The organism is Candidatus Pelagibacter sp. RS39 (assembly GCF_002101315.1).
Taxonomy (GTDB): domain Bacteria; phylum Pseudomonadota; class Alphaproteobacteria; order Pelagibacterales; family Pelagibacteraceae; genus Pelagibacter.
Genome location: NZ_CP020777.1, coordinates 191,274 through 208,291, shown reverse-complemented (window position 1 = coordinate 208,291; position 17,018 = coordinate 191,274). Strand labels below are relative to the sequence as shown.

The following is a 17,018-nucleotide window of genomic DNA, read 5'->3' as shown; positions in this document are numbered from 1 at the left end:
TCAAATATAATTCAAAATTGATTATAAATAAATTACTTAGAAAGTAATTTAACAAAGTTTTTTAAACCTTTTTTTTTACTATTTTTTTTTGAAGTAAAAATACAAGCTTGAGATTTTAAGATTTCTCCATCTTTCAATATACGTAGGTTATTTGCTCTAAGAGTCTCACCTGTAGATGTTATGTCTGTAATTAATTCAGCTGAACCAGTGAAAGGGTATGCTTCGGTTGCTCCTAAACTATCAACCAATTTAAATTGGGTAACACCTTTAGAAAATAAAAAATCCCTAGTCAAATTTGGATACTTGGTTGCAACTCTTAATCTTTTTTTCTTTTTATCTCTAAATTCAAATGCGATTTCCTCAAGGTCAGCTATTGTTTGAACATCAATCCAAGGATCCGGTATAGCTACAACTAAATTAGCATTTCCAAAATCAAGTTTTTTAATAACATTTATTTTGTTTTGAGTATTTATCTCACTTTCTTTTAATAAATCAAAGCCAGAGAAGCCAATATCTAAAGAGCCATCTCCTAATCTTTCAATAATTTCTCTAGCGTGCAAATATAAAATTTTTATGTTTGATTTATTTTTTATTGAACCTATCAAATCTCTTTCCCCTCGCTCAGAAATAAGCTTTAATTTCTTTTTAGAAAAAGTTTTTAAAACATCTTTTCTCAACCGCCCCTTACTAGGTATTCCTATATTTATTAAATTTTTCATAATTGAGAGTTTAAGTTAAGAGCTGCTCCAACTGCTGGCACATGTTTTTTTGAACCAAGATCAGAAATTAATCTGTCATAACGACCACCATTACAACAATTAATAATTTTCGACTTTGATTTGATGTCTATTTTAAAAACTATACCAGTATAATATTCTAATTGTCTACCAAAGGCGGTTGAGAAAACTACATTCAATTTAGATATTTTATTTTTTGATATAGGAAAATATTTCTGATCGACAAAAAGGTTTATTTTATATTTTTTAAAAAATTTATTTAACTCCTTTGCAGCTTTATTTATTGGGCATTTAATTTTCAAAAACTCTTTAATGATTTTTGATGTATTGCTTCCTTTACTTGCTCTCCTTGGATCCTTAATTTTTTTATCAAATCTCTCTAGAATTTCTTTTAATGTTCTGCTTGCAACAACTGATGATTGATCATCCTTTAACATTTTTAAATATCTTCTTCTATCAACCTCAACAATAGTTGGGTCTACATCAGAATTTGTCTCTAATCTTTTTAATAAATCACTGAAATATTCCTCTCGCCAAAAATGTCTCGTAAGTCTTAATTTCCATCTTTTTGGTATATCTAATTTAGACATTAGAAGATTAAAAATCTCCACATTGCCAATAGTGAGCGTACCTGTAGAAAATTTCAAATTTTTAAGCGATTTAAGTGATGTATTTATTATTTCTTTATCGTCATTTTTTTCATCTTTTGATCCTATAATCTCAAAACCAACTTGATTTCGAATTATAGAGTTTTTTTTATTTTGAGATTTTCTATAAGCCTGTCCACTATAAAATATTTTTTCTTTACCTTTTAGATTGTTTTCTAAATATCTAAGACAAGACGCAATGGTAAGATCAGGTCTTAAACATAATTCATTACCTGTCTGATCTGTAAATGAAAAAATAAATTTTCTAAAACTCTCCCCAGACCTTTGAACTATATGACTAGTCTCGATAACTGAAGGTAATTCAATATATTTAAATCCTTTAGACTGAACTGATCTAAGGATTTTTTCAGATAAATTTTTTAATTTCATTTATTAAATTCTCTTTTGGAAATGTGATTTGGTTATTTTCCCCTTTAGTCCCCAGTAGATATTTTAATGTTATTTTATTATTCTTAAACTCATTTTCACCACAGATAACTGCGACTGGACATTCTCTTTTGTTAGCATAAGTAAGTTGCTTACCTAGATTTTTTTTACTATCCAAAAATATTTCAGAATTGATATTATTTTTTCTTAAATTATCCAAAATTTCGTAATAATTTTTTAAATATTTTTCATCCATTACACAAACAATAACTGGATTTTGTGTATCAACTTCTATTTGATTTAATTGCATCATTGCAAATAACAATCTATCAACACCAATACTCACACCTGTCCCTGGAATATCTACACCCTTAAATCTTGAAATTAATTTATTATACTGTCCACCTGAGCAAATACTTCCAATATCCACTTCCTTACCCTTAATATTTTTTGCTTTAAAATTTAGATTTGTTTCAACACAAAACCCATCGTAATAATCTAGACCTCTAACTATTGTAAAATTAGTTTTTACTTGATCAGAGCAATTTCCAAAGTTTAAAACTTTAAATAATTCTTCTAATTCTTTAATACCCTCTTGGGTAATAGGATTTTTAAAATTTTCTTTAAGTTCCTCTAAATCTTTAATTTTTAAAAAATTTAAGATTTTTGAAGCTTGCTCATCACTTAAGTTTGCTCCTTTTGTTATAGCTCCACTTTTATCTTTTCTCTCTTTTTTTAGTAATTCTTCAACACCCTTTAAACCAAACCCAGGTTTATCAAGTTTATCTATGGCTCTCATTACTTTAATTTGTTTTTCATTTTCAATTTTCAAATCCTCAATCAAACCTTGAACAATTTTTCTATTACTAACATTGATGGTAAATTGATCTTTTTTTAAACCACAATCTACCAAAGTATTTGAGATCAAATTACATAACTCGGCATTGGCTTGTGCTGGATTAACGTTTCCAACTATATCACAATCTGCTTGAGTAAATTCCCTATACCTGGCATTTCCAGATTTTTCATTTCTGAATACATTTTGAATTGCATATCTTTTATATATTGAGGGAAGCTCTTGATTATTCTGTGCAACAAATCTAGCAAGTGGACTTGATAAATCATATCTTAAAGTAATATTCTTTTCACCGTCATCGAATGTAAACACATCAGACATAGGATTATTCTCATCCTCTGCAAGAAAGGAGCCTATATTTGAACTTATTTCGAATGATGGTGTTTCTAATGGATCAAATCCATATTTAATAAAATTTTTCTCAATGACCCTTAATAGTCTTTTTTTGAGAAGTAATTTTTTATTCCATCTATCTTCAAAACCTGAGGGTAATCCAGGAATTAATTTATTTTCTTTATTCATTTTTTGGTACCTTGAGTAGGTTACGCTCCTACGACTTCGGATCCACAAACCGACGTGATACTATTTCACCATCAAGGCATATCCTTTTTTGTTTTATCTTATTTTGTTGTTATTTAAAATTATAATATAAATGATTATTCGCTAGCTTTAGCCAGCATGGAAATGAGAGTGCACACCTCTATTAGTTCCTCTTAGAGCAAGTCTAAAAGTACCTGAATTTAATCTGTAATTTATTTCACTAATATTCATGAGCAGCGTTTTAGACAAAAATTAAAATTATTCAACCCTAAAAAGAAAAGGACGTTTTCCTAATTTCTAAGAAAACGTCCTTATAAAATATTTAAATTAATCTAATTTTTTTAAATTTACTGCTGAAGGGCCTTTTGGACCGTCCTCTAATGTAAATTCTAACTTATCTCCTTCATTTAGAAATCTCATTCCAGCAGCTTTTACTGCGCTGGCATGAACAAAGGCATCTTTTTCTTTGTCGTCTCTCTCAATAAATCCATACCCTTTTTTACCATTAAACCACTTTACTTTTCCTTGAATTGTACTCATCTTTTTACTCTTCCTTTTGTTATTTATTATAGATAGAAGTTAATTTCTTTGTATATTAATTTCAAGATGTTTTGATGGTGCCTCGGGAAGGATTCGCACCTCCGACACAAGCCTTTTCAGGGCTCTGCTCTACTCCTGAGCTACCGAGGCAAAAAGTTATCCTCTAAAGATAATTCTGCCTTTAGTAAGGTCATAAGGTGTCATTTCCACAGTCACATTATCACCTTGTAATACTCGAATTCTATTTTTTCTCAATTTGCCTGCGGTATGTGCTGTTACTACATGGCCATTCTCTAATTGAACTCTAAACATTGCATTAGGTAACAAGTCAGTTACTTTACCTTTGAATTCAAGTAAATCTTGTTTTGACAAATTTATTTTCTCCTAATTCTTTTTTTCACAGATTGAGCGTGTCCAGCTAACCCTTCATAATTTGCAAGAGTTATAACTGATGGTCCAAGCTTTTCAATACCCTTTTTTGATAAATTTATATATGAAATTCTTTTGTAAAATTCGTTAACACTTATGCCGCTTGAAAATTTAGCTGAACCATTGGTTGGTAATATATGGTTTGAACCAGCATTATAGTCAGTCATTGCCATCACAGCATATTTTCCTAAACAAATAGAACCAGCATTTTTAATTCTTGAAATTAAAGATTTGTAATTTTTTACATTCAATTCTAAGTGCTCAGGAGCAATTTTATTTACAATATCAATTATTTGATTGTCTGAACTTACTTGAATTAAAATTCCATTATTTAATAAACTTTTTCTTGCAATAGCCGTTCTTGGAATTTTTTTTAATTGTTTTGAAATTTCGGCTTTAGTTTGAATTATCAAATCTCTACTTTTTGAAATTAATATACATTGAGCGAGTTCATCGTGTTCTGCTTGACCAATAAGATCACTTGCTATCCAGTCTGGATTAGAAAATCTATCGCCAACAACTGTTACTTCTGATGGTCCAGCTATCATTCCTTCAACTCCAACGTCTCCAAAAACTTCCTTTTTAGCTGCTGCTACATACATATTGCCAGGACCCACAATTTTATTCACCCTATTAATTTTTTTTGTTCCATAAGCAACTGCTGCAATTGCTGATGGGCCACCAATAGAATATATTTCTTTAATTTTACATTTTTTAGCTGCATATAATACAGCGGCATTTTGTTTTCCCTTATATCCTGGATTAATCATAATTATTCTTTTTACTCCTGCAACTATCGCAGGGACAGCATTCATTAAAACACTTGAAGGATAAGACGCGGATGAACCTGGTACATAAATTGCGACTGACTCAATTGGTAAATACTTATATTCTAATTTATTTTTAAATTTATCTGTGTAAGAAATATCTTTAAATTTTTGTAGTGAATGAAACTTATAAATTCTTGAATAAGCTAGATCGATGGCATTTTTTACTTTAGGATCTAAAGATTTTATAGATCGTCTAATTTGTCTCAGACTCGGTTTAATTATTCTGTTTTGATTAAATTTTTTTTCATACTTTAACAATGCTTTGTCTCCATTTTTTTTAACTTCTTCAATAATTTTTATAACAGACACAGAGCTCGTTTGAACTTTGGTTTTCCTTTTTAATAATAAATCATCTAACTTTTTATTAAAATTTCTTAATTTAGTATTTAATATTTTCATATTTATCTAATCTCATTTTGATCCTCTAACCTTACTTCAATTGTTTCTGTAGTCAAAACAATGTGACTATTATTATCAAAAATTAAATTTATTTCATAATCATCTTTATTTTTCAAATAATCGATACCAATTAAATTTAATATTTCTTCTTTATTTGTTTGATCAATATTTTTGGATTTAACCTTATCAACAAAATCAAATCTGCAAATGCTGTTTATTTTCTTATTCTTTTGATCGGACTCAATTTTAATTCTTTCGATCGATACTAAAAAAACTTTGCTTGATGCTAAATACTTAATATTATCAACTTTTGTTTTTGAACCTGATACACATGCTGAAATCACTTGCAATCCCTCATGATCATTAGCAATAATTTTAGCTAAGTATTTGCTCACTGTTTTATTCTTTTTATTTTAACTCCAATTTTTTTTAATTTATGCTCAATATTTTCATAACCACGGTCTAAATGATAAATCCTATTAATTATTGATTTGCCTTTAGAAACCATCGCTGCCAAAACCAATGAAACCGATGCTCTTAAATCACTAGACATTAATTCAGCACCTATAAATTTTGTGTTTCCATATATATGTGCTTGATTATTCTTTACATCAATTTTTGCACCAAGTCTGCGAAGTTCTGCTACATGCATAAATCTATTTTCAAATATATTTTCAGTTATAGAACCTTTTCCATTTGCTTTACACATCAAAACCATAATTTGCGATTGTAGATCAGTTGCTACACCTGGATATTCTTTAGTTTTTATTTTTTTAATAAATCTAATTTTTTCGGGACCTTTAATAAAAATTTTTTCTTTATGTACTTTTATTTTCGCACCAAATTTTTTTAATAATCCCATTTCTGTGTTTATAATTTTTGGATCAAAATTTGATATTTTAAGGTTCCCTTTTGCCAGTGTTGCAGCAACACAAAAAGTACCAGCCTCTATTCTGTCAGCCATTACCGAGTACTCTGTTGGATTTAAAGTGTTTATTCCAACAATCTTACACGTTCTCCCAATCCAGGAAATCTTTGCTCCTGCAGAATTTAAAAAATTAGTTAAATCTTTTATTTCAGGTTCAATAGCGCAATTTTTTAAGATAGTAGTCCCTTTTGCTAAACAAGCAGCTATAATAGAATTCTCTGTAGCTCCTACAGTCAATTTAGGAAACTTAATAGTTGTTCCTTTTAATTTGCCTTTGGATTTGGCTATAATATATCCATCTTTTAAAACATAGCTCATCCCAAGTTTTTTCAAAGAGTCTAAATGATAATTTATTGGTCTTGCTCCAATTAAACATCCACCAGGTAAGGAAATTTTTGATTTATAATATTTTGAAATTAGAGGACCTAATACCAAAATTGAACCTCTCATTGTTTTAACAAGTGAATAACTTGCAAACGTTTTTAGTTTTGTTTTATTATGTATTTTAGCAATTCTTCTATCTTTAGATAAAATAATTTTTGAGCCTAAAGATCTTAACAAATTTATCATCGTATTAATATCCTTTACTCTTGGTAAATTTTTTATCACAACTGGTTTATTGAAAAGTAAAGTTGCCGCTAAAATTGGAAGTGAGGAATTTTTGGATCCTGAAATTTCAACTTCTCCCCTTATCCTACTTGGGCCTTCAATAGAAAACTTATCCATAAATTATTTTTTTATTTTTGCTACCTGAATTGTAGTTTGCCCCTGATATTTGCCATTCTTAGACTTATATGTCGTCTCCGGTTGGGTATCCGATTTAAAAAATAAGAATTGAGCTATACCCTCGTTAGAATATATTTTTGCGGGATTTGGCGTAGTATTGCTTAGTTCTATAACTATATTTCCTTCAAATTCATTCTCTATTGGTGTTACATTACAAATAATACCTGTACGAGCATAAGTACTTTTTCCAACACAAATACATAAAACATCTTTTGGTATTCTAAAATACTCAACTGTTTTAGCTAAAACAAAAGAATTTGGTGGAATTATACAATGAGGTCCTTTCCTCTCAATAAAATTATCCTCTGAAAAATTTTTAGGATCCACTAAAGAACTGTTTACATTAGTAAATATTCTGTACTCATCTGAGATCCTCACGTCATAACCCATACTGCTAAGGCCATAAGATATTTTCCCCTCAGAAACTTGATGATCTAAAAATGGTTCGATCATATTGTTTTCTTTACACATTTTTTTAATCCAAGAATCGGGCTGGATAGACATTATCTATTTTTCTTTTTATTTTTTTTTTGAAAAAGTTTTCTTTTTTTTAAATTTTTTTTAAGGGCCGAACTCAATCGCTCATTTTTACCTTTTGTCTTCATTTTTTATTTGGATTAGTTAAAAAATCTAGAGTAATTGGTTTTGATGCATCTAGGACCTTATCTTTATCGCTCTCTTTTTTAATACCCTCTTTAGCTAAACGTTTTGCTTTTCTCTCAGCAAGCTTTTTCTCTCTTTTAGCTTGCTTTTCCATAAGTTTAGCACTTTTTGTAGACTTATAATCGTAATGAATACCCATAAAATTCCTTCATGTTATATAAATCAAATTGGCCAAAAAATTAAGGCAATAATTTGAAATAATTACAATATAATCAATTATAAATTGATTTTAAATAGTCTGCCCTGATAGTTAAGTGGTATAACGTATCCATGGTAAGGATAAATCCTAAGTTCGATTCTTAGTCAGGGCACCATTAACATAAAAATGAACAATACAATTAATTCGATTAAATATTTCAAATTATATATTTCTATATTATTTATTTTTAGTGTTTTTTACTTACATGGAAAATATAATGTTGGAAACGACTCTACAGTTTCTGAGTGGTTAATAAATTATGAAGGTGGATTCACTAAAAGAGGCTTGATTGGCCAAATTGCTATAAATATTGGTGAATTTTTTAATATAAATTTACGGCAATCAATTCTTTTTTTTCAAATTTTTTCTATTGGGTTATATTATCTATTATTAGTAAATTTTTTTAAATCGGTTAAATTTAACAAAATCATCTTATTAAGTATATTTACTCCTATATTTCTTTTATATCCAGTGGCGGAAATTGAAGTCTTAGGAAGAAAAGAAATTATTATCTTTTCTTTTTATTTACTCTATTTAACACTTCAAAATTTCAATCAAAGAAATTATTTTAGAATTTTTTTGCTGCCTTTGTTAATGCTGATATGGGAACCGGTAATCTTTTTTTTTATTTTTTGGCTAATAGTAGATTACATAGAGGGTGTTTTTGAGAAAAATTATAAATCATTAATTAAATATCTATTCACTTTTATGCCAGCAATTTTAATAGGTATTTACATTGCTCTCAATCCAATTTCTGAAATTGATCATAAAAATATGGCTTTTTTTTTAAAAGAAAATTTTAATGAAAATTGTTATATGTCTTGTGCACTATTATTGAGCAAATCTACTATATATGATCAATTCCAAGCAAACTTGAGTCTTTTTAATTTCAAAATATTTTTAAGATACTTTTTAATTATTCTAATTGGTTTTGGACCACTATTTATACTAATTAAATTTTCACAATTTAAAAGATTAAATGATAAATTTTTTTTGTTCTCAGTTGTACCACCGATATTTATTTTATTCATGATGATGTCTGATTGGGGCAGGATAGTAAATATATTCTATACTTTTTCTGTTATTTCATTTTTGAATCTTTATAAAAAGAAACTTGTATCTGTTAATGATAAAATATTGGAAAATTTTTTTGTAAAAGTTTTAAACAAAAAATATATATATATAATTTTTTTTATAGTATTTTGTTTTGGATGGAATCCAAAAACTAGTCTAACCGGAGATATTGGAACAAACCCTTTATGGAAGGTACCGTATAACGCAAGTAAAAGAATTATAGGGTTTGATAGCTTTAGATTATTTCAAGAAAGTCCTATAATGAAATGGCATAAAAAATATATAGAGTAAATCAATTTTTATAAAATATTTTCCTACCAATAATACTTAATATCACCAAAATAAAAAATCCTATCACAGGTATGTAAATCTCAGAAGACAATATTAGTTCTAAAAATCTTGGTGCCTCCAAATTCTTATCAATTATTTTTTCTATGCCACTTCCAATCGATACAGCTAAAAATATTTGCGGAATAATACCAATTAAAGTTGCAAAGAAAAAATTTACAGCTCTTACATTAAATATTGTTGGCAATAGACAACTAATCTGCCAAGGAATACCTCCTATAAATCGATAGACTAAAAGATAAATAAATTCTGATTTTTTAAATTTTGTTTCAAGGTTTTGATATTTGTTTAAAAATTTATCTCTAATTAAATCTTTAAGAAAATAATTTCCAAAAATATATAAAAAAGTAGCACCTATACTTAAACCTAAAACTACAATAAGAGTGCCAATCCATTTACCCAAAATAAAACCACCCATCAAAGCAACTGGAGAACCAAATCCCAAAAAAGGAAATACCCATAATATTGTTAATGACAAAAAAACTAAGGAAACAAGAAATAAATTTGAATTTTTAAGTTCAACCAAATACGATCTGTTATTTTTTATGAAATCATAGGATGTTATTTCTTGAAGACTAAATTTTGAAAAAAATAATAGTAAAAATATTATCAATAATACTAGGTAAGATAACCCTATAAATAATTTAATTTTTTTAGTTTTTTCCATGATTAGATACAGTATTTATAAAATCTTATATTTGCTATTTATATATTTAATTACTATAAAGATCGAAATTTTTAATAAATTTAATTCATTTTATGAAAAGAACTTATCAACCTTCTAAAATCAAAAGAGCTAGAAAACACGGTTTTAGATCAAAAATGAAAACTAAAGGTGGAAAAAAACTTCTGGCCAGAAGAAGGGCAAGGGGCAGAAAATCGTTAACTGTATCTGGTTAATCAATGAAAAGCAAAATACTTGCTCTTTCAAAAAACGAGGAATTTAGAAAGTTACTTCAGCAAAAAAAGGTGTCAAATAAATATGTCACAATTTTTTTTGGTTATTTAAATGATAAAAATAAAAATAAGTTGAACATTTCATTTGTAACAAAGAAAAAAATCGGAAATGCAGTGAAGAGGAATAAAATAAAAAGACGTCTAAGAAATATAATGAATGAAGCATTTAAAAAAATATCAATAAATTTGCATTATTCATATCTTGTTATTGCTAAGCCAACTATGCTAAATAATGAATTTAAATTAATAAAAGAAACCTTGTTTCAAGAATTTAATAAAATAAAAAAATGAGTATTTTTACGCAGATATTGATCAAATTTATCAAAATCTATAAATATTTAATCAGTCCTTTAATTGGCCCCTCGTGCAGATATCTACCAACCTGCTCCGAATATAGTATTGAAGCTCTTAAAACCTATGGTTTCTCTAAAGGGCTTATGCTTAGTTTTAAAAGAATTTTGTCTTGCCATCCTTGGGGAAATAGTGGATTCGATCCAATTAAAAAAGAAATGAAAGTAAAAAAATAATGGACTCAAAAAATACAATAGCAGCTATTGCATTATCTTCGGCAGTAATAGTTTTATATTCATTATTTTTTGTTCCTGAAAAATCATCAACAGATCAAAGTCTAGTTGAGAAAGAAAAAATTGAACAAAGTACTGATACACCAAGCTTAGAACAAAAAGATACTTTTATTGAGATTTCGAGAAAAGATGCCTTAACTGAAAGTGAGAGAGTTGATTTTGAAAATCCTAATGTAATTGGTTCAATATCTTTAAAAGGTGCAGCAATAGATGATCTAACCTTTAAAAATTATAATGTTGAACTTGAGGGTAATGAAAAAATAACTCTTTTAGGGCCAAGAAATATTAAAGAAGGCTATTTAATTGAAAGTGGATTTGTAACATCAGATAAAAATATAGATATACCAACATCAGAGACTATCTGGTCTATTAAAGGAAATAGAAAATTAACTGAAAATTCTCCGATTAAATTATCTTGGACTAATGATCAAGGAATTACCTTTGAAAAAGAAATTTCTTTAGATGATAAATATTTATTTTCAATAAAACAAAGAGTTATTAATAAAACAAACGGGAAATATGACTTTTATTCTTATGGTCAAATTATAAGAAATGAGATCCCAGACATAATTGACTTTTTAATTCTTCATGAAGGGTTAATTGCAACTTTAGATGATGAATTAATTGAGGAAGATTATGATGATATTCAAGAAAAGAAATTTGCTAAAACTGCTCAAAAAGGTTGGTTAGGTATAAGTGACAAATATTGGATTACATCATTAATACCTCAAAAAAATAAAGAATTTAAAACAACCTTTGATTATAAAGATAAATTTAGGGCTAATTTTATTGCAACTGAACCTCTTGAATTAGGTCCAAATAGTTCTATTGAAGAAAATTTACAAATAATAGTTGCTGCTAAAAGAGTGGATGTTATTGACGGTTATGCAAAAAGTTTAGCTATTGATAAGTTTGACTTAGTTATTGATTGGGGCTTTTTATATTTCATAACAAAACCTCTATTTTTTGGTATTGATTATTTCTTTAAATTACTCGGAAATTATGGGTTAGCAATTATCGCAATAACAATTTGTATACGTTTAGTTTTCTTTCCTTTGGCGAATTTTTCTTTTAGGAGCATGGCAAAAATGAAAGCGCTAACACCAGAAATGGCAAGATTAAAAGAACTTCATAAGAATGATAAAATGAAGTTACAACAAGAGATGATGGCTCTATATAAAAAAGAAAAAGTAAATCCAATGTCAGGATGTCTTCCTATTCTTGTTCAAATCCCTGTTTTTTTTGCTTTGTATAAAGTTTTATTCGTGACAATAGAAATGAGACATATGCCTTTTTATGGATGGATTCATGACTTAAGTGAACGTGATCCTACAAGTATATTTAATCTATTTGGGTTACTACCTTATGATGTGCCATCATTTTTAATGATTGGTGCTTGGCCGGTTGCAATGGGAGTTTCTATGTGGGTGCAACAGAAATTAAATCCTGCTCCTACTGATCCTATGCAGGCTAAAATATTTATGTTCTTTCCACTTTTTTTAACTGTAATACTAGCGCCTTTCCCTAGCGGTTTGGTAATTTATTGGACTGTGAATAATATACTAACTATGGCCCAACAAGTGTTCATTATGAAAAGAACAACTGTTAAGACTGTCACTTAAATAATTGATTGTCATAAGACAATAAATAAATGGATTTAGAAAAAATACTTCCGAAAGATGGACCACCAATAGATGAGGTTTCAAAATACATAGAAAAATATAAAAATGATCTCATCGTAATAAAATATGGAGGAAATGTTTTTATAGATAGAAAAATATTTGATAATTTTATAACAGATATAAACATACTAAATAAATTAGGTGTTTCTTTTACAGTTGTTCATGGAGGAGGTCCTAGAATAAAAAGGGAACTAGACAAATCAAATATCCAATCAAAATTTATCAGAGGCTTAAGGGTGACTGATGAAAAAATTATAAACATCGTTGAGTCAGTTTTAATTGATTTTAATAATGATATTGTTAACTCTTTGAAAAAATTTGGAACTGATGCTGTCTCTATTCATACAAAAAAAAATAATATCATCAAAGTAACTCCAGAGGCTAAAGAGCTTGGATTTGTAGGAATACCTAATCAAATTGATAATAATCTGATTAAAAAAATTCTTAATAAAAAACAAGTCCCAATAATTTCACCATTAGGTTTAGGAAATGACAATCGTCCATATAATATCAATGGAGATACAGCTGCAGGTGCAATTGCGAAGTCATTAAAATCTCGAAGATTGCTATTAATGACTAACGTCGAAGGAGTTTTAGATAAAGACAAAAAACTGATTGATGAAATCTCTTCATCAGAAATTTTGAAAATGATTGAGGATAATACAATCACCGAGGGTATGATACCTAAAATTAATACTTGTTTGGATGCTGTGAACAATGGAGTAACAGCAGTTGGAATAATTGATGGTAGAAAACAACACTCTATATTATTTGAAATTTTTTCCGACAAGGGCTCTGGGACTTTGATTAGAAGATGAAAAATTTTAAAGAAATGAAATATCTTCTATTAGATCTAGATGGAGTTTGTTACGGTAAACACAATAACTACTCTTTAGAAAAAGTTTTTGGCCAAGTATCACAAAGAATGACAATGTTCATATCTGAGAGACTGAAAATAGATATGGAAGAAGCAAAAAAATTACAGACTGATTATTTTTACAAATACAATACTAGTTTAAATGGTTTAATGATACATCATGATATACCCCCAGAAGAATTCCTAAAATATGTACACACAATAGATCTTTCATTTATGAAAGAGGACAAGATTATGAGAAATGAACTTGAAAAATTAGATATGGAAAAATTTATTTTTACAAATGGGAGCGCCGAACATGCTAAAAATATTTTAACCCATTTAGGAGTATATGATCTTTTTGGGAGAGATAAAGTTTTTGATATTAAAGATGCTGGGTATGTGCCAAAACCTGAGGCTAAAACTTTTGATTTAATGGTCAAAAAATTTGGATTGAATCCAAAAGAAACAATTTATATAGAAGATATCGCAAAAAACCTCAGTATTGGTTATGAAAGGGGATGTGCAACTGTTTGGTTAATTAATGATGAACATTTTGGTAAGATGGATTCTGATAAAGATTATATTTCTCATAAAATTGAAAATCTGTCTTTATTTCTTAAGGAAATAAGGTTATTAAAAAGTCAATAAATTATGTCTATAGAAAAAATTATTAATGATGCTTGGGAAAACAAAGATCAAGTGAATCCAAATTCGGATCAATCTTTAAAGGATGCAATCAATCAAGTAATAAGTGACTTGGATAGTGGTAAATCAAGAGTTGCTGAAAAAATAAATGGAGAATGGGTAACTCATCAACACCTAAAGAAAGCAATTATGCTGAGTTTTAGAATCTATCCAATGGAAAATTTAAATGGACCTTATTCCAGTTGGTATGATAAGGCACATTTGTTAAAAGGGAAAACAGCTGGCTGGACGAAAGAAGACCATGAGAGAGCAGGTTTTAGGATGGTTCCAAACTCACCTGTAAGAAAAGGATCATTTGTAGGTAAAGATGCTGTTCTTATGCCATGTTATGTAAACATTGGTGCTTACATCGGAGCTAAAACAATGATGGATACATTCAGTCGTGCTGGTAGTTGTTGTCAGATTGGGGAGAATTGTCACATATCTGCTGGGTCAGGAGTTGGGGGGGTGCTAGAACCTGCTCAAGCATTGCCCACAATAATAGAAGATAATGTATTTTTGGGAGCAATGTCTGAGGTGGTTGAAGGAGTGATTGTTGGAGAAGGATCTGTGTTAAGCATGGGAATGCTGATTACACAATCTACAAAAATTGTAAATAGATCAACTGGTGAGATCACGTATGGAAAAATTCCTCCATACTCAGTTGTAGTACCAGGTTCTCTTCCTGATAAAAAAAATCCATCTGCTCCATCACTAAGCTGTGCAGTAATAATCAAGCAAGTAGACGAAAAGACTAGATCAAAGACATCAATTAATGATCTTTTAAGAGACTAAACATGCAAAAAATTAATGAATTAAAATTAGCTAAAGAGCTAATTAGGTTTCCAACTGTTACTCCAGTAGACGCTGGGGTTATGAAATTTTTAGAAAAAAAATTGAAAAAACTTGGTTTCAAAACAAAATTACTTGAATTTAAAGAGAAAGATTTCAAACCAGTTAAAAATTTATATGCAAGGTTGGGAAGAAAAGGACCTAATTTTTGTTATGCGGGTCACCTAGATGTTGTTCCCCCGGGTAATATAAAAGATTGGACGATAAATCCATTTAAACCATCTGTAAAAAATAATCATTTAATTGGAAGAGGTGCAAATGATATGAAAAGTTCTGTTGCAGCTTTTGTTTCTGCTGTAAGCAATTTTTTATCAAAAAATGAAAAATTTAATGGATCAATTAGTCTATTAATTACTGGAGATGAAGAGGGTGATGCAATAAATGGTACCAAAAAAGTTGTAGAATATTTAAAAAAAAGAAAAGAGAAGATAAATTTTTGTCTTGTTGGTGAACCAACTAATCCAAATAAATTAGGTGAGATGATTAAAATTGGGCGTAGGGGAAGTTTGACTGGTAAATTAACTATAATTGGCCAACAAGGTCATGTTGCATATCCTGCTAGAGCAAATAATCCTTCAACAATAATTGTTAATATTTTAAAAGAATTAAAAGAAATTAAGTTTGATAAAGGAAGTAAAGATTTTCAGCCTACAAACTTAGAAGTTACTCGGATAAATATAAATAATACTGCAGATAACGTTGTTCCAGCAATAGCTGAAGCAACATTTAATATAAGATTTAACAATAAACATTCATCAACTTCTCTTAAAAAAAAACTTAATAAAATTTTCAGAAAAATAACTAAAAAACATAAATCAAAATTTAAAATAGAGTATAGAGTTTCCGGTGAAGCTTTTTTAACAAAACCTAATAAAACAACATTTATGATACAAAATGTCATTAAAAAAATAACAAAAATGAAGCCAAAATTATCTACAACAGGTGGAACCTCAGACTTAAGATTTATAAGAACTATATGTCCTGGTCTTGAATTTGGTTTAGTTGGAAAAACTATGCATAAAGTTGATGAGGCAGTATCTTTAAAAGATTTAAAAAATCTAACTAAAATTTATGAAAGCATTTTAAAAAATTATTTCAAATGAATACAGCGATTATAAATTCTGATTCTTATGAAAAACATGACACTGGTAACGGCCATCCTGAACAACCTAAAAGAGTAATTGCAATAAAAGAAAAATTAAAAAAAAGAAGTGATCTGATTTGGGAAAAACCAAGTAGTGTGCCTGATGATGTATTGGCAATGACACACTCAAAAGAATATATTCGTAACTTAAATAATTCCTTTCCTCAACAAGGTCTAAAGTTTTTAGATGGGGATACTGTCGTATCACCAGACAGTAAAAAAGCAGTATTTGATGCTGCTGGCTCAACAATCAGGGCGATAGATGGAATTGAAAATAAAGAGTTTAAAAACGCATTTTGTTTAGCAAGACCTCCTGGACATCATGCGGAAAAGGATAAGGCAATGGGATTTTGTTGTATATCAAATGCTGGAGTAGCCACTAATTATTTGATTAAAAATTATAAATATAAAAGAGTAGCATGTGTAGATTTTGATGTGCATTGGGGAAATGGAAATTATGATGTCATGCGTAATAACAAAAATTCGTTATATATATCAACACATCAGTATCCTTTTTATCCCGGAGGAGGTACGGACAAAGATAAGGGTGACTTTGATAATTCTTTGAATATACCTTTGCCAGCAGGCACAAACTCTGATGAATACTTTAATGCATTCAATAGAGTTTTAGATAGATTAATCAATTATAAACCTGACTTTCTTATATTCTCAGCAGGTTTTGATGCACATAAAGATGATCCTTTAGCTCAGTTTAAATTAAAATCAAAAGATTTCTACGAAATCACCAGAAGAACTTTAGCTGCAACCAACGAGTTTACTAAAGGGAAAGCTATTTCTATTCTTGAGGGTGGTTATGATTTAAATGCGTTATCTGAAAGTGCCAATGAACATGTTAACGCACTTGTAGAATTCAATTGATTTAAACAAAGTAA

General features: G+C 28.8%; 21 protein-coding genes and 2 tRNA genes. 11 read left to right on the top strand and 12 right to left on the bottom strand.

Annotated elements, in window-relative coordinates; translation table 11 throughout:
- Nucleotides 1-32: 32 nt before the first annotated feature.
- The 11 genes from hisG to B5L73_RS01105 form a co-directional block, all read right to left on the bottom strand.
- Nucleotides 33-722, bottom strand: coding sequence for an ATP phosphoribosyltransferase (gene hisG / locus B5L73_RS01155; protein WP_085146975.1), 690 nt, complete (start codon nt 720-722; stop codon nt 33-35).
- Nucleotides 716-1,774, bottom strand: coding sequence for an ATP phosphoribosyltransferase regulatory subunit (locus B5L73_RS01150; protein WP_085146973.1), 1,059 nt, complete (start codon nt 1,772-1,774; stop codon nt 716-718). Before B5L73_RS01150 ends, hisG begins: the two co-directional genes overlap by 7 nt.
- Nucleotides 1,752-3,149, bottom strand: coding sequence for a histidine--tRNA ligase (gene hisS, locus B5L73_RS01145; protein WP_085146971.1), 1,398 nt, complete (start codon nt 3,147-3,149; stop codon nt 1,752-1,754). The genes B5L73_RS01150 and hisS overlap by 23 nt, the downstream gene beginning before the upstream one ends.
- Before the next feature lie 345 nt (nt 3,150-3,494).
- On the bottom strand, nt 3,495-3,707 hold the full coding sequence (locus B5L73_RS01140; protein ID WP_085146969.1) for a cold-shock protein: 213 nt from the start codon (nt 3,705-3,707) through the stop codon (nt 3,495-3,497).
- Between the two features lie 75 nt (nt 3,708-3,782).
- Nucleotides 3,783-3,857 (bottom strand) — tRNA-Phe (locus B5L73_RS01135).
- A 6-nt stretch (nt 3,858-3,863) separates the two neighbouring features.
- Nucleotides 3,864-4,079, bottom strand: coding sequence for a translation initiation factor IF-1 (gene infA, locus B5L73_RS01130; RefSeq protein WP_075535637.1), 216 nt, complete (start codon nt 4,077-4,079; stop codon nt 3,864-3,866).
- A gap of 2 nt (nt 4,080-4,081) precedes the next feature.
- A complete protein-coding gene (gene hisD / locus B5L73_RS01125; protein ID WP_085146961.1) occupies nt 4,082-5,365 on the bottom strand; it encodes a histidinol dehydrogenase in 1,284 nt (427 codons plus the stop codon).
- A 2-nt stretch (nt 5,366-5,367) separates the two neighbouring features.
- On the bottom strand, nt 5,368-5,760 hold the full coding sequence (locus B5L73_RS01120; protein ID WP_085146959.1) for a DUF2948 family protein: 393 nt from the start codon (nt 5,758-5,760) through the stop codon (nt 5,368-5,370).
- Nucleotides 5,757-7,019: a UDP-N-acetylglucosamine 1-carboxyvinyltransferase gene (murA, locus tag B5L73_RS01115; RefSeq protein WP_085146958.1), complete on the bottom strand. Its 1,263-nt coding sequence runs from the start codon at nt 7,017-7,019 to the stop codon at nt 5,757-5,759. Before murA ends, B5L73_RS01120 begins: the two co-directional genes overlap by 4 nt.
- A 3-nt stretch (nt 7,020-7,022) precedes the next feature.
- The gene (gene dcd / locus B5L73_RS01110; RefSeq protein ID WP_085146956.1) at nt 7,023-7,583 is read right to left on the bottom strand and encodes a dCTP deaminase; all 561 of its coding nucleotides are present in this window, start codon (nt 7,581-7,583) and stop codon (nt 7,023-7,025) included.
- Between the two features lie 97 nt (nt 7,584-7,680).
- Nucleotides 7,681-7,881 carry a hypothetical protein gene (locus tag B5L73_RS01105; protein WP_085146954.1) on the bottom strand — a complete coding sequence of 67 codons (201 nt, stop codon included), beginning with the start codon at nt 7,879-7,881 and terminating at the stop codon, nt 7,681-7,683.
- A gap of 101 nt (nt 7,882-7,982) precedes the next feature.
- Here B5L73_RS01105 and B5L73_RS01100 point away from each other — a divergent pair.
- Nucleotides 7,983-8,056: transfer RNA gene (locus B5L73_RS01100), tRNA-Thr, on the top strand.
- Between the two features lie 11 nt (nt 8,057-8,067).
- Entirely contained in the window at nt 8,068-9,306 is a 1,239-nt protein-coding gene (locus B5L73_RS01095) for a hypothetical protein (protein WP_085146952.1), read from the top strand.
- 1 nt (nt 9,307) lies between these two features.
- Here B5L73_RS01095 and B5L73_RS01090 read toward each other — a convergent pair whose 3' ends face one another.
- Nucleotides 9,308-10,030 carry a TVP38/TMEM64 family protein gene (locus B5L73_RS01090; RefSeq protein WP_085146950.1) on the bottom strand — a complete coding sequence of 241 codons (723 nt, stop codon included), beginning with the start codon at nt 10,028-10,030 and terminating at the stop codon, nt 9,308-9,310.
- Nucleotides 10,031-10,122: 92 nt separating this feature from the next.
- Here B5L73_RS01090 and rpmH point away from each other — a divergent pair, with 92 nt between their 5' ends.
- The 9 genes from rpmH to B5L73_RS01045 are packed head-to-tail and all read left to right on the top strand — an operon-like array spanning nt 10,123 to nt 17,004.
- Nucleotides 10,123-10,263, top strand: a complete 141-nt coding sequence (rpmH, locus tag B5L73_RS01085; RefSeq protein ID WP_085146949.1) for a 50S ribosomal protein L34 — start codon at nt 10,123-10,125, stop codon at nt 10,261-10,263.
- Nucleotides 10,264-10,266: 3 nt separating this feature from the next.
- A complete protein-coding gene (gene rnpA / locus B5L73_RS01080) occupies nt 10,267-10,611 on the top strand; it encodes a ribonuclease P protein component (protein WP_085146948.1) in 345 nt (114 codons plus the stop codon).
- On the top strand, nt 10,608-10,847 hold the full coding sequence (gene yidD / locus B5L73_RS01075) for a membrane protein insertion efficiency factor YidD (protein WP_085146946.1): 240 nt from the start codon (nt 10,608-10,610) through the stop codon (nt 10,845-10,847). The genes rnpA and yidD overlap by 4 nt, the downstream gene beginning before the upstream one ends.
- Entirely contained in the window at nt 10,847-12,526 is a 1,680-nt protein-coding gene (gene yidC, locus B5L73_RS01070) for a membrane protein insertase YidC (protein WP_085146944.1), read from the top strand. Before yidD ends, yidC begins: the two co-directional genes overlap by 1 nt.
- A 29-nt stretch (nt 12,527-12,555) precedes the next feature.
- Nucleotides 12,556-13,404 (top strand): acetylglutamate kinase, encoded by an 849-nt coding sequence (gene argB / locus B5L73_RS01065; protein ID WP_085146942.1) that lies wholly within the window; start codon nt 12,556-12,558, stop codon nt 13,402-13,404.
- Entirely contained in the window at nt 13,401-14,093 is a 693-nt protein-coding gene (locus B5L73_RS01060) for a pyrimidine 5'-nucleotidase (protein ID WP_085146940.1), read from the top strand. The genes argB and B5L73_RS01060 overlap by 4 nt, the downstream gene beginning before the upstream one ends.
- A complete protein-coding gene (locus B5L73_RS01055; RefSeq protein ID WP_157101064.1) occupies nt 14,094-14,924 on the top strand; it encodes a 2,3,4,5-tetrahydropyridine-2,6-dicarboxylate N-succinyltransferase in 831 nt (276 codons plus the stop codon).
- A gap of 2 nt (nt 14,925-14,926) precedes the next feature.
- On the top strand, nt 14,927-16,084 hold the full coding sequence (gene dapE / locus B5L73_RS01050; RefSeq protein WP_085146937.1) for a succinyl-diaminopimelate desuccinylase: 1,158 nt from the start codon (nt 14,927-14,929) through the stop codon (nt 16,082-16,084).
- The gene (locus B5L73_RS01045) at nt 16,081-17,004 is read left to right on the top strand and encodes a histone deacetylase family protein (protein ID WP_085146935.1); all 924 of its coding nucleotides are present in this window, start codon (nt 16,081-16,083) and stop codon (nt 17,002-17,004) included. Before dapE ends, B5L73_RS01045 begins: the two co-directional genes overlap by 4 nt.
- The last annotated feature ends 14 nt before the right edge of the window (nt 17,005-17,018 follow it).